At 66.7% G+C, this 24,708-nt stretch carries 18 protein-coding genes; 15 read left to right on the forward strand and 3 right to left on the reverse strand.

Features of this window, described 5'->3' with window-relative positions; all coding sequences use genetic code 11:
- Positions 1-2: 2 nt before the first annotated feature.
- The 9 genes from PVE36_RS06420 to PVE36_RS06460 all read left to right on the forward strand — a co-directional run bounded on the left by PVE36_RS06420 (position 3) and on the right by PVE36_RS06460 (position 10,999).
- Complete coding sequence (locus PVE36_RS06420) at positions 3-929, forward strand: haloalkane dehalogenase (protein ID WP_277455338.1); 927 nt, start codon at positions 3-5, stop codon at positions 927-929.
- Positions 930-1,143: 214 nt separating this feature from the next.
- Positions 1,144-2,310: an alpha-hydroxy acid oxidase gene (locus PVE36_RS06425; protein WP_277455339.1), complete on the forward strand. Its 1,167-nt coding sequence runs from the start codon at positions 1,144-1,146 to the stop codon at positions 2,308-2,310.
- Between the two features lie 41 nt (positions 2,311-2,351).
- The gene (locus PVE36_RS06430; protein WP_277455340.1) at positions 2,352-3,524 is read left to right on the forward strand and encodes an ABC transporter substrate-binding protein; all 1,173 of its coding nucleotides are present in this window, start codon (positions 2,352-2,354) and stop codon (positions 3,522-3,524) included.
- Between the two features lie 39 nt (positions 3,525-3,563).
- Entirely contained in the window at positions 3,564-4,439 is an 876-nt protein-coding gene (locus PVE36_RS06435) for a branched-chain amino acid ABC transporter permease (protein ID WP_185989911.1), read from the forward strand.
- Positions 4,440-6,134 carry a branched-chain amino acid ABC transporter ATP-binding protein/permease gene (locus tag PVE36_RS06440; protein WP_277455344.1) on the forward strand — a complete coding sequence of 565 codons (1,695 nt, stop codon included), beginning with the start codon at positions 4,440-4,442 and terminating at the stop codon, positions 6,132-6,134.
- The gene (locus PVE36_RS06445) at positions 6,131-6,838 is read left to right on the forward strand and encodes an ABC transporter ATP-binding protein (protein WP_185989909.1); all 708 of its coding nucleotides are present in this window, start codon (positions 6,131-6,133) and stop codon (positions 6,836-6,838) included. The genes PVE36_RS06440 and PVE36_RS06445 overlap by 4 nt, the downstream gene beginning before the upstream one ends.
- Positions 6,839-7,015: 177 nt before the next feature.
- Complete coding sequence (locus PVE36_RS06450; RefSeq protein WP_277455348.1) at positions 7,016-7,333, forward strand: hypothetical protein; 318 nt, start codon at positions 7,016-7,018, stop codon at positions 7,331-7,333.
- A 74-nt stretch (positions 7,334-7,407) separates the two neighbouring features.
- On the forward strand, positions 7,408-8,805 hold the full coding sequence (locus PVE36_RS06455) for a hypothetical protein (protein ID WP_277455349.1): 1,398 nt from the start codon (positions 7,408-7,410) through the stop codon (positions 8,803-8,805).
- Positions 8,806-9,220: 415 nt separating this feature from the next.
- Positions 9,221-10,999, forward strand: coding sequence for a DUF262 domain-containing protein (locus tag PVE36_RS06460; RefSeq protein WP_277455350.1), 1,779 nt, complete (start codon positions 9,221-9,223; stop codon positions 10,997-10,999).
- Between the two features lie 96 nt (positions 11,000-11,095).
- Here the strand turns inward: PVE36_RS06460 and PVE36_RS06465 are convergent, their stop codons facing one another.
- Positions 11,096-11,800: an NUDIX hydrolase gene (locus PVE36_RS06465; RefSeq protein ID WP_277455352.1), complete on the reverse strand. Its 705-nt coding sequence runs from the start codon at positions 11,798-11,800 to the stop codon at positions 11,096-11,098.
- Positions 11,801-11,875: 75 nt separating this feature from the next.
- Here PVE36_RS06465 and PVE36_RS06470 point away from each other — a divergent pair, with 75 nt between their 5' ends.
- Genes PVE36_RS06470 through PVE36_RS06485 form a run of 4 tightly spaced genes read left to right on the forward strand, consistent with a single transcriptional unit; the run spans position 11,876 to position 18,735 of the window.
- Positions 11,876-12,670, forward strand: a complete 795-nt coding sequence (locus tag PVE36_RS06470; RefSeq protein ID WP_277455355.1) for a hypothetical protein — start codon at positions 11,876-11,878, stop codon at positions 12,668-12,670.
- Positions 12,670-14,232 (forward strand): ADP-ribosylglycohydrolase family protein, encoded by a 1,563-nt coding sequence (locus PVE36_RS06475; protein WP_277455357.1) that lies wholly within the window; start codon positions 12,670-12,672, stop codon positions 14,230-14,232. The genes PVE36_RS06470 and PVE36_RS06475 overlap by 1 nt, the downstream gene beginning before the upstream one ends.
- A gap of 44 nt (positions 14,233-14,276) precedes the next feature.
- Entirely contained in the window at positions 14,277-15,194 is a 918-nt protein-coding gene (locus tag PVE36_RS06480) for a hypothetical protein (RefSeq protein ID WP_277455359.1), read from the forward strand.
- A 25-nt stretch (positions 15,195-15,219) separates the two neighbouring features.
- Positions 15,220-18,735 carry a bifunctional RecB family nuclease/DEAD/DEAH box helicase gene (locus PVE36_RS06485; RefSeq protein ID WP_277455360.1) on the forward strand — a complete coding sequence of 1,172 codons (3,516 nt, stop codon included), beginning with the start codon at positions 15,220-15,222 and terminating at the stop codon, positions 18,733-18,735.
- On the opposite strand, the gene PVE36_RS06490 is transcribed toward PVE36_RS06485, so the two are convergent.
- The gene (locus PVE36_RS06490) at positions 18,666-20,798 is read right to left on the reverse strand and encodes a hypothetical protein (RefSeq protein ID WP_277455361.1); all 2,133 of its coding nucleotides are present in this window, start codon (positions 20,796-20,798) and stop codon (positions 18,666-18,668) included. The genes PVE36_RS06485 and PVE36_RS06490 overlap by 70 nt on opposite strands.
- An 18-nt stretch (positions 20,799-20,816) precedes the next feature.
- On the reverse strand, positions 20,817-22,466 hold the full coding sequence (locus PVE36_RS06495) for a sigma factor-like helix-turn-helix DNA-binding protein (protein WP_277455362.1): 1,650 nt from the start codon (positions 22,464-22,466) through the stop codon (positions 20,817-20,819).
- A 179-nt stretch (positions 22,467-22,645) separates the two neighbouring features.
- Between PVE36_RS06495 and PVE36_RS06500 the strand changes: the two genes are divergently transcribed.
- The gene (locus PVE36_RS06500) at positions 22,646-23,389 is read left to right on the forward strand and encodes a hypothetical protein (protein WP_277455363.1); all 744 of its coding nucleotides are present in this window, start codon (positions 22,646-22,648) and stop codon (positions 23,387-23,389) included.
- A gap of 329 nt (positions 23,390-23,718) precedes the next feature.
- Positions 23,719-24,582 carry an ADP-ribosylglycohydrolase family protein gene (locus PVE36_RS06505; RefSeq protein WP_277455777.1) on the forward strand — a complete coding sequence of 288 codons (864 nt, stop codon included), beginning with the start codon at positions 23,719-23,721 and terminating at the stop codon, positions 24,580-24,582.
- The last annotated feature ends 126 nt before the right edge of the window (positions 24,583-24,708 follow it).

Here is a 24,708-nt window from a genome sequence, read left to right on the forward strand (position 1 = left end):
GCATGGAGACACTGCGCACCCCGGACGACCGATTCACCGACCTGCCCGACTTCGACCTCGAGCCCCGCTACGCCGACGTGCCCGACCAGGACGGCGGCATCCTTCGGATGGCGTGGGTCGAGGCCGGCCCACCGGCCGACGACGCACCCACGGTGCTGCTGCTCCACGGGGAGCCGAGCTGGTCCTACCTCTACCGGCACGTGATGACGACGCTCGCCGACGCGGGCGTCCACTCGGTCGCGGTGGACCTCGTCGGCTTCGGCCGCTCGGACAAGCCGACCGATCCCGCCGCGCACTCCTACGCGCGGCACGTGGAGTGGGTGCGCAGCCTCGTCCTCGACGAGCTCGACCTGCGGGACGTCACCCTCGTCGGCCAGGACTGGGGTGGGCTCATCGGTCTGCGCCTGGTCGCGGAGAACCCGGACCGGTTCGCGTCGGTCGTGGCAGCCAACACCGGGTTGCCGACGGGCGACCACGACATGCCGCCCGTCTGGTGGAACTTCCGGCGTGCCGTGGAAAAGGCCGAGGTCCTCGACATCGGCCGCTTGGTCGCCTCGGGATGTGCGCAGGAGATGAGCGCCGAAGCGCGGGCCGCCTACGACGCGCCCTTCCCGGACGAGACGTACAAGGCCGGCCCCCGGGCGATGCCCGGGCTGGTGCCGACGTCACCCGACGACCCGGCCACGACAGCGAACCGCCGCGCCTGGGAGGAGCTGGGGCGGTGGGACAAGCCCTTCCTCGTCGCCTTCAGCGACAGCGACCCCATCACCGCGGCGATGGGTCCGATCCTCAAGCGACACGTCCCCGGTACGCAGGGGCTGGACCACCCGGTCATCCCTGATGCAGGGCACTTCCTGCAGGAGGACGCCGGGTGTGAGCTGGGGGAGGTGGTCGCGGACTTCGTCGGCGGCACCCGCAAGGCCGACTGAGGGCCGCGGCCGACGAGGTTTGAGCCCTCGGCGCGGACTCACGGTGCCGTGATTGCGTTTTGGTCACGGCACCGAGTCGTCGTAGCCATATGGGCGAGGCGCGCCTAGTGTCCAGCGCAGTAACGACAGAGGTCCCGCACCGACGCGGGGATTGAGGAAGTACATGGCACGGGTGGAGCGGCGTCTGCCACGACTGGACGAGTTGCGTCCCCTCGTGAGCATCGAGCGACCGACCCTCCAGCGCACCCGACGCCAGCTCGAGCGGGCACACACCATTGACGACCTGCGCCGCATCGCCCGACGCCGCACGCCCCGGTCGGCCTTCGACTACGTCGACGGGGCCGCCGAGAGCGAGGTCAGCCTGACCCGGGCCCGCGCGGCCTTCGGCTCCATCGACTTCCGACCCCGGGTCCTGCGTGACGTCTCCGAGGTGGACACCTCGGTGCGCTTCCTCGATGTCACCAGCCCGATCCCGCTCGTGCTCGCGCCCACCGGCTTCACCCGGATGATGCACCACGAGGGTGAGCGGGCCGTGGGCCGAGCGGCACTGGCGGCCGGCGTCCCCTACGCGCTCTCGACCATGGGGACCGTGTCCGTGGAGGGCTTGGCCGCGGAGCTTCCCGACCTCCAACGCTGGTTCCAGCTGTACCTATGGCGCGACCGACCCGCCTCCCTGGAGCTGATGGCCCGGGCCCGGGCCGAGGGTTACACCACCCTGGTCCTCACCGTCGACACCGCCGTCGCCGGGCAGCGGCTGCGCGACGTGCGCAACGGCATGACGATCCCGCCGCAGCTGACGCCCTCGACCATGGCGGACATGGCGCTGCACCCGCGGTGGTGGGCCAATCTCCTGACGACCGAGCCGCTGACGTTCGCCTCGCTGACCCAGTCCGGTGGCACCGTCGAGCAGCTCGTCAACCGCATGTTCGACCCCTCGCTGAGCGTCGCCGATCTGGCCTGGCTGCGGGAGAACTGGTCCGGCACGATCGTCCTCAAGGGCATCCAGAGCGTCGAGGACGCCACGGAGTTCGTCGACCTCGGGGTTGACGGCTTGGTCGTCTCCAACCACGGCGGGCGCCAGCTGGACCGCTCGGTCACCCCGTTGCAGGTCCTTCCGGAGATCGTCGCGGCCGTCGACGGGCGCGTCCCGGTCCTGCTCGACGGCGGCATCATGCACGGCGCCGACATCGTCGCCGCCGTGGCCAACGGGGCCGATGCCGTCATGGTCGGCCGGGCCTACCTCTACGGACTCATGGCCGGTGGCGAAGCGGGCGTCACCCGGGCCCTGCAGATCCTCACCAGCCAGGTCACACGCACCATGCAGCTGCTCGGCGTGACCAGCGTCGACGAGCTCACCCCGCACCACGCCGTCCTGCACTGACCACCACACCCAGCATCACGACCACACTCCCTGGAGGAAACATGCGTACCAGCCTGTTCACGATGTCGGCCGCCGCAGGCGCCCTGGCCCTGACCCTGACCGCCTGCGGTTCCGACGGCGGCAGCGACGGCAGCAACGCCGCCCTCGTCGGCGAGGGCAGCGGCGACTCCTGTGTCATCGACGCCGAGGTGCCCGTGGGTGCCGCACTGTCGCTCACCGGCGCCGCGGCCTCCTACGGGGAGTCCCAGCGCAACGGCCTCGAGCTGGCCGCCAAGGAGCTCAACGCCAAGGACGGCGTCACCTACGACCTGACCGTCGAGGACGACCAGACCGACCCGAAGCAGGGGATCTCGGTCTTCGAGGGCTTCGTCAACGACGGCGCCAGCGTCATCATCGGCCCGACGCTGTCCAACACCGCCTTCCAGGCGCAGCCGATCGCCCAGGAGGAGAGCGTGCCCGTGCTGGCCATTTCCAATACGGCCGACGGCATCACCGAGCAGGGCGACTACATCTTCCGTGACTCGCTGACCGAGTCCCAGGTCATCCCGCAGACCGTGACCACGGCGATCGAGGAGTACGACCTCGAGGACGTCGTGGTCATGTACTCCAACGACGACGCGTTCACCGAGTCGGGCTACGAGGTCATGTCCTCCGCCCTGGAGGACAGCGACACCGAGGTCACCGACACGTTGACGTTCTCCACCACCGACACCGACTTCCGTGCCCTGCTGACCGAGGCGAAGACCTCGAACCCGGACGCCATCTTCGTCTCCGGCCTGATCGAGGCGGCCATCCCGCTGGTCACCCAGGCGCGTGAGCTGGGCATCGACGTGCCGATCATCGGCGGCAACGGCTTCAACAACCCGCAGCTGATGGCCGATGCCGGCGAGGCCGCCGAGGGTGTGGTCGTTGGCGCCGCGTGGAACTCCGCCTCCGACAACCCGCAGAACGCCGACTTCCTCGAAGCCTACGAGAAGGAGTACGACTCCCAGCCCGACCAGTTCGCGGCGCAGGCCTACACCGGCATGATGCTCATCGACTCCGCGGTGCGCAGCGGTTGCTCCGCTGAGCGCGACGCCATCAAGGAGGGCCTGGGCAGCATCTCCGAGGTGGAGTCGGTGCTGGGGACCATCAGCATCAACGAGGACCGCGACGCCGAGCACGAGGCCGTCGTCCAGGTCGTCAAGGACGGCGAGTTCACCGTCCTGAAGTGACCGACACCCCTCATCGACACCCCTGACGAAGGCGGACACGTGCAACAACTGCTCCTCGGGCTGTCCATCGGCTCGATCTACGCGCTCTTCGCGATCGGCTTCACGCTGGTCTTCGGCGTGCTGGACCGGCTGAACCTGGCGCACCCGTCAGTGTTCGCCGTGTCCGCCTTCATCGGGATCGAGCTGGTCGAGGTGGCCGGTCTCTCGATCTGGCTCACCCTGCCGATCGTCGCCGCGGTCGGCGGCGTGCTCGGCGTGGTCATCGAGCGAGTGGCCTTCCGGCCGCTGAAGAACAGACCCGATGCCCACTTCGCGGGGTTGATCTCCTCGATCGCCCTGGCGGGGATGTTCATCGCCCTGCTCCAGTGGAGATACGGACCGAACACGCGACGCTTCCCCGCCGAGTCCTTCCCGACGACGACCTACAGCATCCTCGGTGCGCAGGTCACCGTGCTGCAGGTGGCGATCCTGCTCATCTCGGTCCTGCTCATGGTGGCCCTGACCCTGCTCGTCGCGCGCTCGCGCCTGGGGCGGGGCATGCGCGCCATCGCCGAGAACCCGACCGCCGCGAAGGTCCTCGGGATCAACGTCGACCGGGTGACGGTCACCACCTTCGCCATCTCCTCGGCCCTGGGCGCCGTCGCCGGCGCGCTCTTCGCGATGAACGTCAACAGCGCCCAGCTGGGCATGGGCACGGCGATCGAGCTCAAGGGGCTGGCCGTGATCATCGTCGGGGGGATGGGCTCGCTGCCCGGCGCGCTCGTCGGGGGCCTGCTGCTGGGGCTCGCCGAGGTCTTCGCGGTGCAGTACGTCGGCTCCTCGTGGCGCGACCTCGTCGCCTTCGGTCTGCTCTTCCTCATCCTCCTGGTGCGACCGCAGGGTCTTTTCGGTGCCCGGAAGGTGCGTGAGGTCTGAATGTTCGTCGAATCGACCTTCGTCTTCATCGCCCTGGGCGGGATCTTCGCCTACTCCTTCTACGCCGTCCTCGTCGCCGGGCAGCTCAGCCTCGGCCAGGCCGGCTTCGCCTCGCTCGCAGCCTTCTCCGCGGTCGCCCTGGCGCCGACACCCAGTGACATCGGGGACCTGCCGGCGCTGCTCGTCGCCATCGCCATCGGCATGCTCGTCGGTGCGGTCACCGCCGTGATCCTCGGGTTGCCGACCATGCGACTGCGCGGGGTCTTCCTGGCCATCGCCACGCTCGCCTTCGCCGAGGCGGTGCGCATCCTCGTGATCAACATGGAGTGGACCGGCGGCGCCCGGGGGATGTCGGTGCCCAAGGTGCTCGAGCCGTGGATGGCGTGGGTGGCGCTGGTGCTCGTCGCCTACTGGTTCTGGCGGCAGGGCCCCTCCCGGTACGGTCGGGCGCTGGACGCCATCCGCGAGGACGAGCTCGCCGCGCGGGCCATGGGTATCGACGTCAGTCGGCACCGCCTGTCCGCCTTCGTCGCCGCGGGGGCGGTCGCCGGGCTCTACGGCGTGCTGTGGGCCTACTACGTGCGGCTCATCGCCCCGGAGGACTTCGGTTTCGCCAAGGCGATCGACGGGCTCGTCACGGCTGTCGTCGGCGGCTCGACGATGTTCATCGGCCCGCTCCTGGGCAGCGTCTTCCTCACGATGGTCCCCGAGGTGCAGCGCGCCATCGGCATCGAGGCCGGCTGGATCCGCCCCTTCCTCTCCAGCCTGCTGCTGCTCGTCGTCATCCTCTTCCTCCCCGGTGGTCTGGCCAGCTTCCTGCCGCACCGCAGGCAGCGCCTGGCCACCGGTGCAGCCGGGGACGACGACGGGCGAAGGGGGGAGACCAGCCTCTCCCAGCGGGTCCACCCGGACCCGGGCGAGACCGTCGTCAGCCTCACCGGTCTGGGCAAGGACTACGGCGGGGTCTTCGCCAACCGGGACATCGACCTGCAGATCACCGGCGGTGAGGTACTCGGTCTCATCGGCCCCAACGGCGCGGGGAAGACCACGCTGATCAACATGATCAGCGGCCTCTCCAAGCCGACCTCCGGCACCGCGGAGGTGCTCGGTCTGCAGCCGGCCAGAGCGGCCGTGCACAAGGTCGCCGCGGCCGGGGTGAGCCGGACCTTCCAGCACTCCAAGCTCTTCGACCGGCTCTCCGCCCTGGAGAACGTGATGGTCGGTGGCCACCTGGTGAGCAAGCCGACCTTCCTGCGGCGGCTGCTCTGGCTGCCCTCGGCCCACCGGGACGAGCAGCGCGTGGCCCAGCATGCGGCGTGGTGCCTGGAGCGGGTCGGTCTGGCCGAGCAGGCCGGCACCCAGGCCTCGGCGCTGTCCTACGGCGACCAACGGCGACTGGAGATCGCGCGGGCCCTGGCCTCGGACCCGTCCCTGCTGATCCTCGACGAGCCGGCCGCGGGGATGAACCACGTCGAGGCCGATGCGCTGTCGGAGCTCATCGGGTCGCTGGCGAGCGACGGCCTGACGATCCTGCTCATCGAGCACAACGTCGGCATGGTGATGAAGACGTGCAGCCGCATCGTCGTGCTGAACTTCGGTGAGGTCATCGCCACCGGCACGCCGGAGCAGATCATCGAGAATCCTGCTGTCATCGAGGCCTACCTCGGCAGCTCCGAGTCGGAGGAGGCGTCATGACCGCACCGATCCTGACGGTGGAGGACCTCGCCGTGAGCTACGGGCGGGTCGAGGCCGTGCGTGGGGTCTCCTTCGAGGTGGCCGCCGGCGACCTCATCACGCTGGTGGGTGCCAACGGTGCGGGGAAGTCCTCGGTCATCAACGCCGTCTCCGGGGTGGTGCGCCCCTCCGGGGGGCGGATCACCTTCGAGGGCAAGGACGTCACCCGCACGCAGGCCCACACGCTCGTGGCCAACGGGCTGGTCCAGGTCCCCGAGGGGCGGCAGGTGCTTGCCACGCTGACGATCCACGAGAACCTGCAGCTCGGTGGGTGGCACAGCAACGACAAGGCCGCGATCGACGAGGTGTACGAGCGATTCCCGGTGCTCGCCGAGCGGCGAGAGCTGCCGGCCGGCGCGCTCTCCGGTGGTGAGCAGCAAATGCTCGCGATCGGGCGGGCCCTGGTGGCCCGGCCGCGGTTGATGCTGCTCGACGAGCCGTCCATGGGCCTGGCGCCGAAGATCGTCGACGAAGTCTTCACCGTCATCCGGGAGATCCGTGCCACCGGTACAACGGTGGTTCTCGTCGAGCAGAACGCCCGCCGGGCGTTGAAGGCCGCCGACCACGGCTACCTCATGGCAACCGGTGAGATCGTGCATGCCGGCCCTGCGGCCGAGCTGCTGGCTGACGAGAAGATCGTGCAGGCGTATCTGGGGGTCGAGTAGCGCCCGTTCTCCTTCGACGGCAGCGACCCGATCACGGGGCAGGTGGCGCGGGGTCCGGACCACCCGGAAGGCCGACTGAGGCTCGCTCGGTTGTCGGTGGTCCCACCTACATTGATAGTGCACGAGGGGACGTGGCACAGGCCGTGCCACCGGGGGTAAGAGGGATCGGGGATCACCGTGGACACGACGTCGCACACCATGGGCGAAGGGGGACTGGCGCGCCTCGCGCAGAGGGTGCTTGCCGAGTGGCAGGAGTCGCACGGAGCTGCGGCCGAGGAGGTCGAGTTCTGCGAGGAGTGCGGTGGCTTCTGCGGCGACCTCGATCCGGAAGAGCGCGAGATGGCCGAGCAGTGGGCCGCGTGGCAGCCGCCTCCCGTGGGTCCCGGTGGCCGGGGCACCGGCTGGGTCTGGGACTCGGGAGGAGTCCGCAACCTGCCGCTCCCGGGGTCGGGGGTCCTCGGGTGGCCCGGCGGCGTCCGCTTCGAGGACCTGTGATGGCCCGGGGAGATCAGCCGAGCGGTCCTCGACTCGTGTGCCGTCGCTGCGGATCGGTGGCGACGCACTCGATCGTGATGGGCTTCCCGTCGCACGAGATGGCGGAGGACGTGATCGCCAGTCCGTGGCAGCGGCTGGGCGGCTGTGTCATCGCTCCCGGGACGTGGACCGCGGAGTGCCTCACCTGTGGTCAGCGGGAGACCGTGGAGGACCCGGGGCCGCACTTCGACGGGTGGGCGGCGCCGGATGTCTCCGCTGCTTCCGCGGTCTCGAGGTTCGCCGCCCGGTGCCGGGGTGACCTCCACCAGGCCGAGACGTCGGTTGTCTCCTATGCCGGGCTGTGGCTGCTCCTGGCGTCGGTGTCCGAGCACGTCACCGGTGAGGACGGGAAACGCCTCGCGGAGGTCCTCGGGATGCCGACCGACGAGGCGAGCGCTCTTGCGCGTCGGTTGCTGGCGGAGCCGCACCCGACCCTCGCCGCTGCCTTCGGCGCGTGGGTGGCGGAGGGTGTCACCACGCCGCTGGCCGACGCCAGCCGCTCCATTCCGGACCAGGCCGACCTGGACCGGTGGGCCTCCGAGCAGACTCGTGGTCTCATCGACCGGTTCCCGATCCAGGCCGACGAGAGCGCCTTACTGCTCCTGGCCACCGCACTCGTCCTCGAGCCACGGTGGACCCAACCCCTGCACGTGGACTCAGACGATCGCCTCGTCCTCGAGGGTGGGTTGCAGACGATCGTCCGGACCGAGGCCGCCGGACTCGTCGCTGTGGCCAAGCCGTTCTCCCGGGACGCGGTCGACGTCCTGAGCGTCATCGCCGCCCCGGAGGTGCCCCCTTCGCGCGTGTGGCAGGCCGTCGACGAGGTGGCCGAGATGCTGGGCCACGGCTCGCTGTGGCGCTCAGAGAAGCCGAGCGATACCCCCGCCAACGGGCACGCGTGGCGGTGCCGCACCCGGGTCGAGAGCATCGTGCGGAGCGAGGACGAGCTCACTCGACCGGACGGGGCAGTGCGCCGGTGGCGCTGCCGCCTTCGGCGGTGGTCCGCTGTCGAGACGAGCATCGACTTCGACGACGCCCCCGGGCTGGCGGAGGTCGCCCGTGCGCTCGTGCCGGACGTCGAGGATCCTCAGTACGCCTGTGTGCAGAGCGTGCGGGGCGAGTTCGACGAGGACGGCTTCCGGGCAGCTGCGATCACTGCCGGCGTCGTGCTGACGGGGATGCCGGACTTCGAGGAGACCCTGGTGGAGCGCGTCGAGCTCGACTTCTCCGGTGCGCACGCGGTGGTCGCCATCGCCCGTGGGGGAGCGTGGGAAGGGATCCCGCTCGTCAGTGCGTGGGTGGCGCCGGAGCAGCGCGCCATGCGGGACACGGACTGGGAGTCCTTGGAGCTCTTGGCTGATAGCGACCCCGAGGAAGCCGAGTCCCCGACGGCCTACAAACTCGAGCGCATGCGGGAGCGTGGCGAGACGTGAGTCCATCGCGGCTCTCCGCACCCATCAGCGGCAATTCTCGCTCTGTCAGAAGGCGGTCGCCACGTGGCTGGGGTCTGGCCCCTCTTACCTCGCCGTCGCTGGCTCGTCCCGCCAGTCCACAGCGGCTTGGACTGGCGGTCGCGCTGGTCACAATCGACGTCACCCTGATCGTCCTGCGAAAGGTTTCACGCCTCTCGCCGTTGCTGAAGAGCGTGGTGCGCTTTCTACCCGTGCCGCGGTTCGGCCACTGTCCGGGACCGGGGCCACCCACACAAAGTCAGCTTCGTCGACCAGATAGCCCGGTTCGCGGAGCGAAGGGGAAGGGGGCCCTTCACCGGCACACCTTCGCTTATCCCAAGAAATTGCCATGAACTCGCGAGCCTCCCTGCTGCCGTGAGCCGCTAGCCTGCCGTGCATGGCATTCCAGACACCCAAGACTGTCGAAGAACTACTGACCGCAATCCACAAGAACGAGTACCTGATGCCCGCCATCCAGCGGGAATTTGTGTGGGGTCAGGAGCAGATCATCAAGTTGATGGACAGTTTGATGCGAGGGTATCCGATCGGTTCCTTCTTGTTGTGGGACGTGGAACCCACTACGGCCCAAGATTACACCTTCTACGAATTTCTGACCCACTATCATGAGCGCGACAAGCCGTACGCCAACAAGGCAGTAGTCCCGGTGGGTTCTGGAACCACCGCCATACTTGATGGTCAGCAACGTTTGACTTCGCTAAATATCGCTCTGTATGGCAGTCACGCCGTGAAGAAAAAGTACGCGTGGTGGAACAGCACGGCCGCGTTCCCGACCAAGCGTCTGTATCTAAATTTGGCGGATGACCCGATCGACGAGGAGTTGGGCGTGAGATACGACCTCAAGTTCCTCGATGATGCTGAAGCTAGACCCACTAAGGGCAAGCCAGCTAAGTGGTTCAAAGTCGGAGACGTGTTAACTCTGGACGATGCGGGTCCAAAGATGCTCAAAGAAGTGATGAATCGCGGATTGGAGAATACCGAGGCTGCGTACCAGCGGCTCTATGATCTGCATCAAGCTGTGCGGGTGCACAAACCCATGAACTACTATCTGGTCAAGGATCAGGACGCGAACAAGGTTCTCGAGATCTTTGTGCGCGTGAACAGTGGGGGGACCCCATTGTCTTATTCGGATCTATTGCTCTCAATGGCGACGAATCAGTGGGAGGAACTCGACGCACGTGAGGAAGTGCGCGACCTGGTTCAGGAACTAAACACCGGAGGTACCCGACAGTTCTCCTTCTCCAAGGATGTGGTGCTCAAGTCGGCTCTGATGATTGCTGGCGTAGACCTGCGCTTCAGGGTGTCCAACTTCACCCAAGAAAACATGGCAAAAGTCGAGAAGGCTTGGCCAGATATCGAGAACGCGCTAACCCGCGCAGCCAACCTATTGCGCCAATTCGGCTTCACGGATCAAACCCTGACGGCCGACAGCGTGATCGTTCCTATCGCCTACTATTTCCACCGTAGAGGTCTTGGGGACGCGTACCTTGACAGTGGAAAGGATGCTGCTGACCGCCAAGAGGTGCAGAAGTGGGTTACCCGATCTCTCATCAAGAGAGGGGTCTGGGGGTCAGGGCTTGACACTGCTTTGACTCGCATCCGTTCCGCGATGGATAGCAGTACGGAGCCGATGTTCCCTGTAGAGGCGATCGAGGTCGAGATGTCTGGGGCTGGCAAATCGCTAGCCTTTGAAGAGACAGAGATCGACGAGCTGTTGTCCTTGAAGTACGGTGGTCGTCGGACATTCGCCGTGCTGTCGATTCTCTACCCTGGACTCGACTTCGGTAAGTCTTTTCATCAGGACCACGTTTTCCCTAAATCGCGATTTACGCCCAAGCGGCTCACTGCCTCGGGGGTTCCTGCCGATCAGGTGGATGACTTCCGTGAGGCGTTCAACCTTTTACCCAATCTGCAGTTACTGGTCGGCGCTGCGAACGTGGAGAAGCAGAGCGCCGAACCTTCCGCGTGGTTGCAATCCCACTTTGCTTCTGACGCCCAGAGGCAGACCTACCTGGCGGAGAACGATCTCATCGGACTACCTCTTGAGTTAACCGATTTCATGGACTTCTTTACTGAGAGGAAGGCGCGGATGCGTGCAAGGCTTACCGAGGCTCTCGGTGCGGGCGCTGGTGGTGCTCGCTCCAAAGTTGAAGACTGATGTAACACTTTGCCCGAGCCGCGCGCTGACGACTGTTTGCAGTGTTAATTCTTCGGGCTGTGTGAAGCGAGAGGGTCTTTCCGCAACACACTTGCTTCAGGTCTGGGGTGATTTCACGTATGAAATGGCCGGTCGGCCTCGGCCGGAGCTGGACCTTAACACCTCACCACCTCGCATAACCGGGGTGAGCTGAGGCTTCATTCGCCGCGCAAAGTTGTCCTTGTGCAGCTTGTCGCCGACGACCGCCTCGTGGACCTTGCGCAGCTGGTGCAGTGTGAACGGCTCGGTCAGGAAGCCATCCGGATCAGGCATCGTGTCGTTGTAGCGCTGCCGGAACTCATATCGCCCCTGCAGTGACTTCACCGCTGCCGTGACGATCTCGTCGTGGTCCCAGAGCAGCGGGCCTCCTTCCTCGAGAGTGCCGTTCCGAGTCACGGCGACCATTTCGCCCTTCGCCCCCTCGAGCTCGTGCTCCGGCATCGACACCGAGTGGGCCACCGAGATGGCCCACGTCCGATCGTCACGATCGGGCGCGTCGAAGAGCCGCAGCAGCCGTGGGGGAGTGACCTCGCTCGGGCTCACCCCGACCTTCTGCTCGAAGACCTCTTGCACCGTGTCAACGACCGTATGCCGCTCCCGCAGGAACCGCCCCGGCAGCACCCGCCCATCGGGGTCCTGACGTTCCTGCACGAGCACCCGCAGGGCCGCGTCGTCGGTGCCCGCTGAGGTGACCGTGAGGATCGCCAGATCCACGGTCACCCCAGGGCGGGGGTAGGCGTCGAGCGGGGGGCGTCGGGACATGGGCTCACATTAGCGCGGATCACGTGCTAATCTTTAGCTAGGATGACGAACTAAACAAGAGGGGAAGTGGTCACGATGACTGACATCAACCACGAAGAGCTGGTGGCGGGGGCCAAGGAGACGAACCGGGAGTGGCGGGCCTTCGAGCACCGGCTGCGGACCTTCGTCCACACGATGAAGGTCGAAGGGGACAGCCTCGTCCTCGAGGTGGGGCGAACCGGCGGACTGCACGACCTGCCGACCATGGAGTTCGTCATGGGGGACATCCTCATGCTCGCCATCGCCGGCGACCACCTCGACGAGCGCCACGGGGGCCGTGCGGTGCTCGTGACCCGAGCGATGATGTGGCTCCGCAACAAGTCCGCGATCCCGCACCCGCACCTGCTGACGCACCGGGCATCCGGCCCCTGCGCCCAGTGGTCCGGTGTCCTGGGTCTCGAGTGGACGAAGGGGGCCCGCCCCGGCTACGCGCACCCCGCCGACCGCGACACGCTGCTCGACCTCGTCGAGCAGACCATCGGCGCCGAGATGCCCGTGGGCCGCGACGAGGACGACGACTTCTTCGTCGACCACGAGGGTCAACGGATTTGGATCCGTGTCATCCCCAACGTGCCCGCCATCGAGATCACGGCCCGAGCCGCGCACGGGACCACTTCACGCCGGCAGGCCGCAGTCGAGGTCGGCATTCTCAACCGATCCAACCCGTGGATCTGGTGGCAGGTGATCGGCCGCGACGTCATCCAGACGGCGATCATCGACACCTCGCCCTTCGCGCCGGAGCACCTGAAGACGACGCTGGAGCTCTTCCTCAACACGCTGAGCGCAACCCGCGACGACCTGGCGCTGCGCGTCGGGGGAGATGTGGCCTGATGTATCTCACCACCGCACAGAACGACCGCGCCTGCGGCGTCATCCTCGGCTCGGCCGTGGGTGACGCCCTCGGCGCCGGTTACGAGTTCGGCTGCGCGCCGCTCGGCCCTGACGGACCCGAGATGATCGGCGGCGGCCTCGGCGGATTCGCGCCGGGGGAGTGGACCGACGACACGTCAATGACTTGGGCGATCGCGGAGGTCGCGGCGAAGGGAGCGGACCTCACCTCCCCGGAGGCGCTCGACGACATCGCCCGCGGCTTCCTGCGTTGGTACGACTCGCACCCACCGGACATTGGCATGCAGACCAGCAGCGTCCTCGGCGATGTCTCACGAATGCTCCCTGAGGAGCTTGCGCAGCAAGCGTCTCGAAGGGAGGGAACCCGACCCTCGAAGCCAGGCACCCCACCGCTCCCTGAGGAGGTCGCCCCGCGACCGTCTCGAAGGGAGAACACAGGCGCCCTCGCAGCAGCCATGACTCAAGCCGCCGCGAAGCTCCACGAGCGGACTGGTCACACGGCCGGCAACGGCTCACTCATGCGAACCAGTCCGGTCGCGCTCGCCCACCTCGGCGACCCCGCGGTGATCGTCGAGGCAGCGACGGCGATCTCCGCCCTGACCCACACCGACCCCCGCGCCGGCGAAGCCTGCGCCCTGTGGTCGCTCGCCATCAACCACGCCGTCCTCGAGGGCGAGCTCGATCTCCGGGCCGGCCTGCAGCACCTCCCTGCAGAGGCCCAGGCCTTCTGGACTGCCCGCATCGATGAAGCCGAGTCCCAAGACCCGTCGACCTTCGCCCCCAACGGCTACGTCGTCACCGCGTTGCAGGCCGCGTGGTCGGCGATCCACCACACGCCGGTCCCGGACGAGATGGCGTGCCTGCACCTGCAGCACACCCTCGACACCGCGATCCGGATCGGCAACGACACCGACACCGTCGCGGCGATCGCCTGCGGCCTCCTCGGTGCTCGGTGGGGAGCCTCGGCGGTCCCCGCTGCATGGCGTCGGATCGTCCACGGTTACCCGGGCCGTACGGCGGAGGACCTCGTCGAGCTCGCCTTCCTCGCGACCCGCGGCGGTGAGCCCAACGGGTACGGCTGGCCGGGCTGCGAGTACATCTCCTACTGGCAGGCCCACCGGCCGGTCCTCGTGCAGCACCCTTTCGACGAAGGGGTGTGGCTCGGCAACGTCAAGGCGCTCGACGAGCTGCCGCAGGAGATCACCGCCGTGGTCAGCCTGTGCCTCACTGGCTCGAAGCAGGTCCCGGCGGGCGTGCTCCAGGTGCCCTTCCGCCTCATCGACGAGCCAGCGCCGGAGTCGAATCTCAACCTCGAGCTCGTCATCACCGATGCGGCCCGGACCGTGGCAGACCTGCGAGCCGACGACCACCAGGTCCTCATTCACTGCGTGGCCGCTGAGTCGCGAACCCCAACGGTGGGCATCGCCTACGCCATGATCGGCGGTGTGGATGTGGAGACAGCGACGAAGGGGGTCTGCTCGGCTCTGCCGGCGGCCTCGCCCAACAGCGCGTTCCGGACGCTCCTCCACGCCGTGGCGAACTGACCATCGCTTCCCTGACCAGTCCGATGCAGAAAGTGGGAGTTCCCATGCACGAAGCAGCTGTTCCCCAGGACGGACTCCGCCTCGATGAGTTCAACGCCTATCTCACCGACTGGCTCGGTGAGAGCTACGACAAGACCCTCGCTGAGGGTAGCTACTACAAGCAGAATTTCCTCACCGTGACGATCGGGGGCGTCGAGTGTGGGCTCAGTGGCGACACCACCCGGGCGGCAGTGACGAAGTACCTCATTGCCTATGAGACGTCTGACCCGGTCTTCGTCGTGGTGGCCAACCAGAAGGGTGTCTTCAACCGTGTCGTCCTCGGGCACGGAGGCGAACCCATCCCTGGCTTCTACCTATACACGAAGGAGCCGCAGGCAGGCTCGACCGTGCTGGAGGAGGCGCTGGAGTGGCCCGTGGCCGAGACAAGGGGCGGGTCAGCTCCGCCATCGCACGTGCTGTGGAGTGCACCGGACCTGACCAGCGCCTCGGCCAGCGACCTCTTCGTCCTCCAGGGGCAGCTCCTCGGAGAGCTTCGGAGCCGCGGAGTGCTGCGGACCAACAACCCCCCGGTCGGCGACTACGCCGAATGGCTCGTGTCCCAAGCACTCGGCAGTAACCGTCTTCCAGCCAACTCGACCAAGTCGTTCGACCTCGAGTCGCGGGTCTATGGAAAGGTGCAGGTCAAGGCGCGGTTGGTCTCGTCACCTGCCAAGTCGGGTCAGTTGCAGACAAGTCCGTTCCGGACCGATGGCTTCGACTACGCAGCTCTTGTCCTGCTGTCGGACATCGACTTCAGTGTCGTCTCAGCGGTGCTCCTTCCTCTTGCTGCTGTGCAGGAGCGATGGAGCTGGCACCAGCACGTCAAGGGCTGGACGGTCCAGATGAACGGCCCGACGATGGACCACAACGACAAGATCGATATCTCCGACGGGCTGCGGCGTGCGGCTGCCGGACTGGCCTAACACGTCATTTGACGAGAGGTAGCGCATGTTCATCATCGGCGACCAACTCCACTGGAGCGCGGGCGACCTCACCACAGCGGCAGTGTGCGAGTATGCGCTGCTCCGTCGACTCGACGACGCCATGGGGTGGTCGCCGAAGGTTGCCGCCGCCGAGGATCCCCTTCAGGCGCACATCGCCCGGCTTGGCATCGCGCACGAGGAGCGCATCCTCACCGCTTGGCTCCAAGATCGCGATGTCGCGGTCCTCGACCACGTGTCGGCCCCCTTCTCGCGGGATGGCATTGATGCCGCCAGATCGGCGACGCTCGCGGCCTTCCGGTCCGAAGCAGACGTGCTCTATCAAGCGACCTTCTGCGATGGTGAGTTCTTCGGTTACGCCGATTTCGTCGAGCGTGCCGACGACGGGTGGCGGGTGTGTGACGCCAAGATCGCGCGCTCCGCCAAGCCCAAGGCCCTCATCCAGCTCGGTGCCTACGCCGATCAGATCCAGCGCGCCGGTTTGCCGCTGTCCTCCACGGTCTCCCTGCTGCTGGGCGACGGTGCGCGGGCGGACTTCCCCACGGCCGACGTGCTGCCGGTCTTCGCGGAGCGAAGGGAGCGACTGCGCGGCCTCATCGCGGAACACCGGGCCGGTGGAGTGGCCGTCACATGGGGCGACGATCGCTATGTCGCGTGCACCCGATGCCCCGAGTGCGAGCAGGCTGCCGCTGACGCCGACGACCTGATTGTGGTCGCCGGGCTGCGCACCGAGCAGCGGAGCAAGCTCCGGTCGGCGGGCATCCACACAGTCGGCGGGCTCGCCTCCGCGACAACTGCCCCTGTAGGCATGAGGCAGGCGACCTTCGCCAAGCTTCGCTCCCAGGCAGCCATGCAGTGGCAGCAGATGCAGGCGGGCGGCGACGTGAGCTACGAGCTGATCGACGGGGCGGCCGAGACACTCAGCCGCCTGCCGGCACCCTCGCCCGGCGACGTGTTCTTCGACTTCGAGGGTGACCCCCTGTACGACGAGGGCGACCCCACCCGGGCTGGCTTGGAGTACCTGTGGGGCGTGCTCGATACCGACGAGGTCTACACCGCGACCTGGGCCCACTCCGCGGCCGAGGAGCGTGAGGCCTTCGTGACCTTCATGGACGACCTCGCCGCACGCAGGTCCGCCCATCCCGACATGCACGTCTACCACTACGCCCCCTACGAGACGACGGCTCTCAAGCGCCTCGCGATGAGGTACCAGACCAAGGAGAAGGAACTCGACGACCTGCTTCGCTCCGAGGTCTTCGTCGACCTGTACGCGACGGTGCGCGGATCCGTCAGGGTCTCTCAGCCCTCCTACAGCATCAAGAAGCTCGAGCCTCTCTACATGGGCGACCAGCTTCGCGAGAGCGACGTCGCCGACGGCGCCGGGTCCATCGCGGCCTATGTCGAGTACCGCGACCTGCGGGAGACAGACCCCCGAGAGGCAGACCGGCGACTGGTCTCCCTCGCCGACTACAACGAGTACGACTGCCTCTCGACATTGCGTCTGCGCGACTGGCTCCTCGAGCGGGCTGCCGAGGCCGGCGTGCGCGATCAGATCGGTCCACGCGCCATCGATGAGCAGGGGGAGGAGCTCTCGGAGCACGACCCCCTCTTCGTCACCCTCATGGCTCGGTCCGGCCCGGAGCAGCGCCCGGATCGCACTGCCGAGGAACAGGCCTACGCGATGCTGGCGACATCTCTCGACTACTACCGTCGAGAGCGCAAGCAGTTCTGGTGGGAGCACTTCGAGCGTCTCAACCATCCCATCAGCGAGTGGTCAGAGAGTCGTGACGTCTTCGTCGTCGAGTCGGCCGAGGTCTTCGCGGATTGGGCAGTGCCCGAGGGGAAGGCCAAGAACCCCCGTCGCACCCTCCGTCTGGTGGGCGATTGGGCTCCCGGAAGTGCGCCGAGCGCCCAGGTGCAGGTCGTCTACCCGACACCCGCTCCGCCGAGGAGTATGGGACCGGAGGGCGCTCCCTTCGCCTCGGCAGCCGTGGCAGGGCTCGAGGTCGACGCCGATGACCCACGCATCTTGTTGCTCACCGAGAGCCGCCCGGCAGCGGATACTTTCGCGGATCTGCCGTGCGCACTGGTACCCGGGTTTCCTCCGCAGACCAAGAGCATCGAGGAGGCCATCGCAGAGGTGGCCGAGCGTGCGACCTCGGCCCACTCACTTCCATGCACGAGTGCCTTTGACCTGCTGGCTCGTCGTACTCCGAGGCTAGATCGCGCGGGGGCTGCCCTGCCGCATCACGAGTCGCAGATCGACAGCATCGTCGATGCGCTGCGTTCGATGAGCAACTCATATGTCGCCGTGCAGGGCCCGCCTGGGACTGGTAAGACGTATTCCGGCTCGCGGGTGATCAAGCGGCTCGTCGAGGAGGACGGGTGGCGCATCGGGATCGTCGCGCAGTCGCACGCGGTCGTCGAAAACATGCTGGGCGGCGTCGTCAAGGCTGGCCTGGACCCCGCTCTCGTTGGCAAGGACAAGAAGAAGACGCAGAGCCCAACCCCGACGTGGTCCTTGGTGGACAAGGTGTCGAAGTACATCGACGAGCACGCAAACACGGGATGCGTCGTCGGGGGGACAGTGTGGGACTTCACCAACGAAAAGACGGTGCCACGTGGCAGTCTCGACCTGCTCGTCGTCGACGAGGCCGGACAATTTTCCCTCGTTCCGACGCTCGCCGCGTCGGTGGCGGCCGATAGGCTCCTCCTGCTGGGCGACCCACAGCAGCTGCCACAAGTCAGTCAGGGCACTCACGCGGAGCCCGTCGACGAGTCCGCACTTGGCTGGATCATGGGGGAGCACGACACCCTGCCCCGGGACCATGGCTACTTCCTCGCGGAGACCTATCGGATGCACCCCGCGCTCTGCGAGCCGGTCTCGGTCCTGTCCTACGACGGTGAGCTCCAGCCCGCGCCGGCGGCAGGGGAGCGCCGACTCGACGGGGTGGAGCCCGGCATCGGCGTCGTCTCGCTCCCGCACTCGGGTAACCGGACCCACTCGAGCGAGGAGGCCGACGCGATCGTCGCCAAGGTGCAGCGGCTGCTTGGCCGGGAGTGGACCGACCCCGATGACGCGAGTACCCCGCGGGGTCTGGGCGAAGGCGATTTCCTCGTCGTTGCGCCCTACAACGCGCAGGTCATGTGTATCCGTGAGGCGCTGGCTGGCGCGGGTCTCAGCGGAGTGCGGGTGGGGACGGTCGACAAGTTCCAGGGCCAAGAGGCCCCGGTGGTACTCGTGTCGATGACCGCTTCGTCCCACGGTGACGTGCCGCGGGGTATGGACTTCTTGCTGAGCCGCAACCGGGTCAATGTTGCCGTATCACGTGCCCAGTGGCGCTCTGTCATCGTCAGATCAGATGCGTTGACGGCGTTCATGCCGAGCAGAGTTGAGGGGCTCTTGGAACTGGGAGCCTTCATCGGTCTGTGTCGCGAAGGCTCAACTCCGGGTCACGGAGTGAGGTCATCGTGGACGGCAACCCGCGACAACTCGATCCGGCCCGAGTCGTCGCGCCAGTAGCTCAACCGCCGCGCAGACGGGGCCGACTGCTGTAGAGGCGCCCGTCGACACAGCCATTCAACCCCGTCCACCACGCGGGTGACAGCCGGAGAGTTGCCGCTCCTGTTCTTTCTCAAAGGGTGGTCGTCGGGCACACCCCGGCCGGTCAGCAAGCGGACCAGCACATGCAGGACCCGGTCACGGCTCACCCCTTCGACGTCGTGGAGGGACTCGCAGAAGTCCGGTCCCACGGCGTACGCCTTTGGGAGGCGCCACTCGTCCTTGTCCTCGGGGCGGGTGCTCTCGACCCACGTCCGCTGGATGTCCCACCGCAACTGCTGCTCTGGGTCGGCGAATCCCTGGAGCTCGCGCTGCTCGTCACCTTTGCTCTTGTTCGACCTCTGCACCGCTCGCCGTCTCACCATGCGCTCGTGCTCTAGCTGACGTTCCAGTGACGAGACCTTGCGCATGGCATCTCGGATCTCGCGGTGCATGGTGTCGATCTCGAGGTCGCGAGCCCTCAGCTTGATCTCGAGCTCGGCGTTTCGTCTCGCGAGGTCATCGCTGCGGACGGAGTCTGCGGCCAACTCCGCCAGCCGCTCCTCGGCCTCGCGCAAGGCGCTCTCGAGTCGCGCCTGATTGAGTCGCTCGTCGCCGGTCTCGTCGGCAGGCTGCAAATCATCCTGTGGCCCCGTCGGGTCAGCTCCCGGTGCTGGGACCGTCAGCCAACTGGGCCCCTCGGGCACGAGTGCCACAGGCACGACCGGTTCGTCGTCGTCGACATCTGCCATCCTCAGCGACCATGACGCCGCCTCCAGTCCAGGACCGAGATAGCGAACGGGGACGACCTCGTCCGGGCTGAGCAACTCGGTGAGGTCGTCGAGCTCGTAGCCGGTGACGGCGGCCGCGGAGAGGGTCGAGGTCACCCCGGGATACGGGACGAGGACGACCTCGCTCGCAGTGACGTCCTTGACAGATGCGGCGATGACGACACCCGCCGAAAGCTCGGCACGTACGTCGCTGGACGACCGCAGCATCTCGCTGATGTCGACCCTGCGCGATTCCGGGTCGTACTCGCCGGAGATGGCCAACCCCGTCTCGACGATGGCGCCGATGTCGAGACCGGGGCTGACCAATTCGGCCCAGATCGTGGCGATGTCCCCGTTGTCCAACCGGACCAAGGCGCGCGACGGGGGCACGAGCCCGGCCACTTCGCCGGTGACCCGCTTCGTCGTCACCGATGACTGTGTCGAAAGATGGCCCGTCCGGGCGAGGGCGCCCACGAGATCACTGATGAGGTCGGCGCACGCACGCATCCCTTCGACTTGGTCGTAGGCGAATCGCAGGGGCGAGAGGTATGGATTGGCCAGCCACTCCTGGCCCACGTCGTAGACGCGGCCAGCGCCCCCGTAGACACCTGCCGTCCGGTTGAGGTGGGAGGTGAGCTGGAAGGTTCGCGGCCCCGTCTCGAGGAGGTGCACCTCCGCACCCGAGCCCACGGTGGTGACGATTTCCTGCGGGTCGATCCACGGTTTCGTGCGGTTCGAAGGGATGGTGACCACGGCGAGAGGACGGTCGCGGGTGGGGTCGAGCAGATGGTGGGCGAGCGCGTCGACTTTCGCGGCGGTGTCTGCGAGGTGCAGACCGCCGCTCGGTCGTGTGCTCCCCGTCGTTTCCTCGGCTTCGTGGGTCACGGTCGATCGCCGAGCAGCCCTGCCTGGGGCGGCTTCGCGCGCGGTCGCGACGATGTCTTCGTTCGCTGCCCCGCTGCTCCCTGTACGGACTGTGCTCCGCAGGTCGTCGCCGGCCAGCGGCGGATAGACCGCGGCAGCGTCACCGAAGACCTTGTGGGGCCCCAGCCTCTCGTTCAGATCCCAGGTGCACCCTGAGTTGACGACCCAGACGTCTGCGTGGATCCGCAGAGTGGCAGCGATGTCGTCCGCGTTGAAGCTCGACGTGCCCGAGTCATCCTTCGTGATGACGACGAAGGGGTGGCGGCGCTGCGGATCGGTGATGCGCTGGGCAAGGTGGCGCGCCTGCTCTGACGTCGATACGTGGGTGGCGGTCCCCGGTGCGGCCTTCATCATGTCCCCCCTGTCGTCTCAGTGCGTTGGAAGCGTGTCGACGAGGTCGGCCACGGCACCGTCACCGCGACTGCGCAGAAGCTCGACAAGATCGTCGTGGCCCGCGCCGACGGTCTTGGCGAATGCCGTCTGGCTCGCGAGGTGCTGCTCGCCGATCCCGGTGAGTTGGGCGAGCATCTCTGGCGGATCGCCGTCCGGGGAGGTGGTCTCGACGACGTGGGCTGTGACGGAGTGGTCAGTCCGGTCGAGGACAAGCCGGAGCAGAACCCCTTCGTGGCTCCCGGCCCCGAGAGCGAGCTCGCGGATGGATCCGATCGATGGCCCCACGTGACTGGTCTCCGCCCACGTGAAGGCGATGTCCCTGCCAGTGTTCTTCAGTTGCAGCGACAGCGGGGGAGCGCCGGCGAGGAAGATGCCGATCTCGTCGGGCACGGCGCGACCACTACCGCGCAGGACGTCGTGGTCGACGCGCAGGTGCCAGGCCAACCGGTCCGTGTCGAGGCGATAGAGGCCGGCGACAGTCTCCGGTGCGTTGGTCGGGACGAAGGGGTCGTCAGCCGGCCGCAACTCGATCATGCCCTTGTGGGTGCGGAAGACCGGTGCTGCGCTGTACATCAACACCGAGTTGGGCGAGACCTTGAAGGCCATCGACAGATCCTGCGCGAGATCGGACAAGACAGCCGGACCACTTCCCAGGCGCTCGATCATCGCAGGAACGACCCCTCCGTACTCCGGCAGTTCCCACGCGCGTAGGGCTACGTGGTGGCGACTGGACCGCATGACCCGCGGCTCGTTGAAGACCCGGTCACGGAATCCTCGCCTGTTGAAGTCCTCGTCGATGACGTCCGCGATCTCGTCCGTGGTCATCGGTCGGCCCCGCAGGGCGAGGACAGCGACCCCCTTGCGGGCGATGTTGCGAGGCCACAGGACGAGTGACCCCTCGAGGCGACGGATACCGGCAATATGTTCAATGGCGAAGGGGAGGTGCTGGAGCGCGACACCATCCTGAGTGAGTTGTTCCTCGAGTCCCGCCTCGTCGACGACCGGGCCCTCGCCCACGAGCGGCAACGCATCAGGTTGCGGGAGCCGGAAGTCATTACGGCGAATGGCGGCGAGCTCGGCGTCGTGGACGTAGCCGCTCACGTGGAGCATCAGTCGGAAGGCTCCCGCGTCGGCGGAATCCTCGTCGAGTGGCACCTCTGCCTCCGGCGCGAAGGCACCCAGACCCGACTCGAACTGAAAGAGGGCCCACCGGACCGCACGAAATCGAGGTTGTGCGAGCTTCTCCCGGAAGCGCGTGAGGAGGCGCGACTCGAGTTGTCGCACCCGCTCACGGGTCACGCCATGCGCTTGGCCGATCTCATCAAGGGTCCTGCGACCTGGCCCGAGCTTGAGCAGGCGGTGGGTGAGAATGTCCGATTCTCGCGGGTCGAGACCCTGCTGCCACTCGCTCAGCAGGTCCATGGGGTCCTGCCCGTCAGCTGGCGCGATCTCGGTGTCGCGCAGACGCTCCACCGCCTCGGTGACATCAGCAGGAGCCGGCCGGGTCAGCACCTGCTCGACGCCTCGCCACGTCCCTGCGCCCGCAGAGAATCGAGCCCACTCGAGGACCGTCGTGAGGTCGTCGAGAGGGACGGAATCGTTGGGCGCTGACGAACTGATGTGCATAGTGATAAACCTACCGTTGACCACCGACAACGTCGGCCGAGAGCCCTTCGAATCCAGATAGATTTGCCGAGGGTGAGCGGGGGTTTTCCGCCTTGGTTGGTTGGTGGAATGACGCTAAAATAGACCTAGAAGGTGCAAGGGGAATTGCTGCTTCAATTCCTTCCGATGAAAGGCTCCTCATGAGTTCCATTTTTCTTGTCAATTCCGACCTCGATGAAGGCTTCTACGTCACCGAAGAAGATGCTCGCAGCCGTGTCGACGAGCTGGCTTCCCAGTCAGCAGGAGGACAGCGCGGCCGCTACTCGTCGATCCTCGAGATCGAGGACACGAAGTACGAGATCCACCGGGGTGGAAGCGTCCCCGACAGCGTATGGCTCTTGCTCGAGGAGGGTGAGATCTGCGACGACTTGGGCTACAGCGTGACGCGTGCCAGCGCGCGCGAGGACCTCGAGGCCTGGGACATCACCGGCTTCGAGAACTGGGAGATCTCGCAGGAGCGGGAGCAGGGCATGCGTCTGGCCGATTACCTGCAGGAGTGCTGGGGCCCGTACGAGATCGTGCAGGTTCAACGCCACGACATCCAAGGCGAGCAGGGCCAACCAAGCGTTGCCGCCATCCGCGCGAAGAACCTCATTCGCCACGACACCGACCTGCCGGAGCCGATGATGAGCGTACGAGATGACTTGACCACGTACACGTGGGTGCCGAGCGACGACATCGTCGTTGAGGTCCGAGTCAAGGGCGAGACGTGGGAGTCGCTGGTCGTGCACAAGCCCGACGCTCGGCCCAGCGTCCGTGTCCACGCAGATGAGATCGTCGACTCTGCCCGGTGGGCGATGGGTATCCAGTCGCGGGTCGACCTGCGCCTCTACCTCGGGCCAGATCAGACAGGGATTTTGCATATGGCGGATCTAGACGTTTGATCGAACGAATGAGGGTGCAGGCGCGAATAATTCCTGCACCCTTATTCGATACGCATTTACGCGTGCGTGCAGGGCGTGAGTATTCGTGTTCATATTGTCCTCCGCATATGTATCAACGAGCGACGCGGGGATAGCCACTGAATTGCTCAAAATAGAGATTTTCGTGGTGATTTACGAACTTCAGAGTCAGTCGATTGCTTAGCGCGGTACCAGATTTATACGGGCCAGCTTCGCGGCAGCAGTTTCGATCTGATTGAGCACCAAGCCGACGATGTCCTTCGGCGCGACCGCCACAGAGCTGACCGACAGAGCGCCGCGTCCCGTTGAACGTGCGCGTTGGGCTGCCTCACCTGTCGAGCGAAGCCCAGGTCTTCTGGGCCGCTCGCATCGACGAAGCTGAGTCCCAGGATCCGTCGATCTTCACCCCCAACGGCTACGTCGTCAGCGCGTTGCAGGCGGCGTGGTCGGCGATCCACCACACGCCGGTCCCGGACGAGATGGCGTGCCTGCACCTGCAGCACACCCTCGACACCGCGATCCGGATCGGCAACGACACCGACACCGTCGCGGCGATCGCCGGCGGCCTCCTCGGTGCTCGGTGGGGAGCCTCGGCGGTGCCCGCTGCATGGCGTCGGATCGTCCACGGCTACCCGGGCCGTACGGCGGAGGACCTCGTCGAGCTCGCCTTCCTCGCGACACGCGGCGGAGAGCCCAACGGGTACGGCTGGCCCGGCTGCGAGTACATCCCGTACTGGCAGGCCCACCTGCCGGTCCTCGTGCAGCACCCTTTTGACGAAGGGGTGTGGCTCGGCAACGTCAAGGCGCTCGACGACCTGCCGCAGGAGATCACTGCCGTGGTCAGCCTCTGCCTCACTGGCTCGAAGCAGGTCCCAGCTGGCGTGCTTCAGGTGCCCTTCCGCCTCATCGATGAACCAGAGCGCGAGGCGAATCTCAACGTCGAGCACGTCATCACCGACGCTGCCCGGACCGTGGCCGACCTGCGGGCCGAAGGCCACCAGGTCCTCATCCACTGCGTGGCCGCCGAGTCGCGAACCCCCACGGTGGGCATCGCCTACGCCATGATCGGCGGTGTGGATGTGGAGACCGCGACGAAGGGGTCTGCGCGGCTATGCCCGACGCTTCATCCAATCGAGGTTCTGTCCGTCCTCAGGGAGGTCTTGCCTGACAGGTGATCCGGCTCTAGCGCCGACGAAGGCTCATGCAGTGGCGCACATGTCTCGTCGGCAGAGGTCTACCCGTCTTGCCGATTCAGGGCGGTGCGCAAAGTCTCACTTGTGAGCTCGATCCTTCCTCGCATA

Source organism: Janibacter sp. DB-40 (assembly GCF_029510815.1).
In the GTDB taxonomy this organism is placed as follows: Bacteria; Actinomycetota; Actinomycetes; order Actinomycetales; family Dermatophilaceae; genus Janibacter.

Bases quoted from the DNA above. Each gene is read 5' to 3' on its own strand.
- PVE36_RS06465 (WP_277455352.1), bottom strand. From the start codon at position 11,800: ATGTCCCGACGCCCCCCGCTCGACGCCTACCCCCGCCCTGGGGTGACC.
- PVE36_RS06485 (WP_277455360.1), top strand. From the start codon at position 15,220: ATGTTCATCATCGGCGACCAACTCCACTGGAGCGCGGGCGACCTCACC.
- PVE36_RS06475 (WP_277455357.1), top strand. From the start codon at position 12,670: ATGTATCTCACCACCGCACAGAACGACCGCGCCTGCGGCGTCATCCTC.
- PVE36_RS06440 (WP_277455344.1), top strand. From the start codon at position 4,440: ATGTTCGTCGAATCGACCTTCGTCTTCATCGCCCTGGGCGGGATCTTC.
- PVE36_RS06430 (WP_277455340.1), top strand. From the start codon at position 2,352: ATGCGTACCAGCCTGTTCACGATGTCGGCCGCCGCAGGCGCCCTGGCC.
- PVE36_RS06460 (WP_277455350.1), top strand. From the start codon at position 9,221: ATGGCATTCCAGACACCCAAGACTGTCGAAGAACTACTGACCGCAATC.
- PVE36_RS06490 (WP_277455361.1), bottom strand. From the start codon at position 20,798: ATGAAGGCCGCACCGGGGACCGCCACCCACGTATCGACGTCAGAGCAG.
- PVE36_RS06500 (WP_277455363.1), top strand. From the start codon at position 22,646: ATGAGTTCCATTTTTCTTGTCAATTCCGACCTCGATGAAGGCTTCTAC.
- PVE36_RS06420 (WP_277455338.1), top strand. From the start codon at position 3: ATGGAGACACTGCGCACCCCGGACGACCGATTCACCGACCTGCCCGAC.
- PVE36_RS06480 (WP_277455359.1), top strand. From the start codon at position 14,277: ATGCACGAAGCAGCTGTTCCCCAGGACGGACTCCGCCTCGATGAGTTC.
- PVE36_RS06470 (WP_277455355.1), top strand. From the start codon at position 11,876: ATGACTGACATCAACCACGAAGAGCTGGTGGCGGGGGCCAAGGAGACG.
- PVE36_RS06445 (WP_185989909.1), top strand. From the start codon at position 6,131: ATGACCGCACCGATCCTGACGGTGGAGGACCTCGCCGTGAGCTACGGG.
- PVE36_RS06495 (WP_277455362.1), bottom strand. From the start codon at position 22,466: ATGCACATCAGTTCGTCAGCGCCCAACGATTCCGTCCCTCTCGACGAC.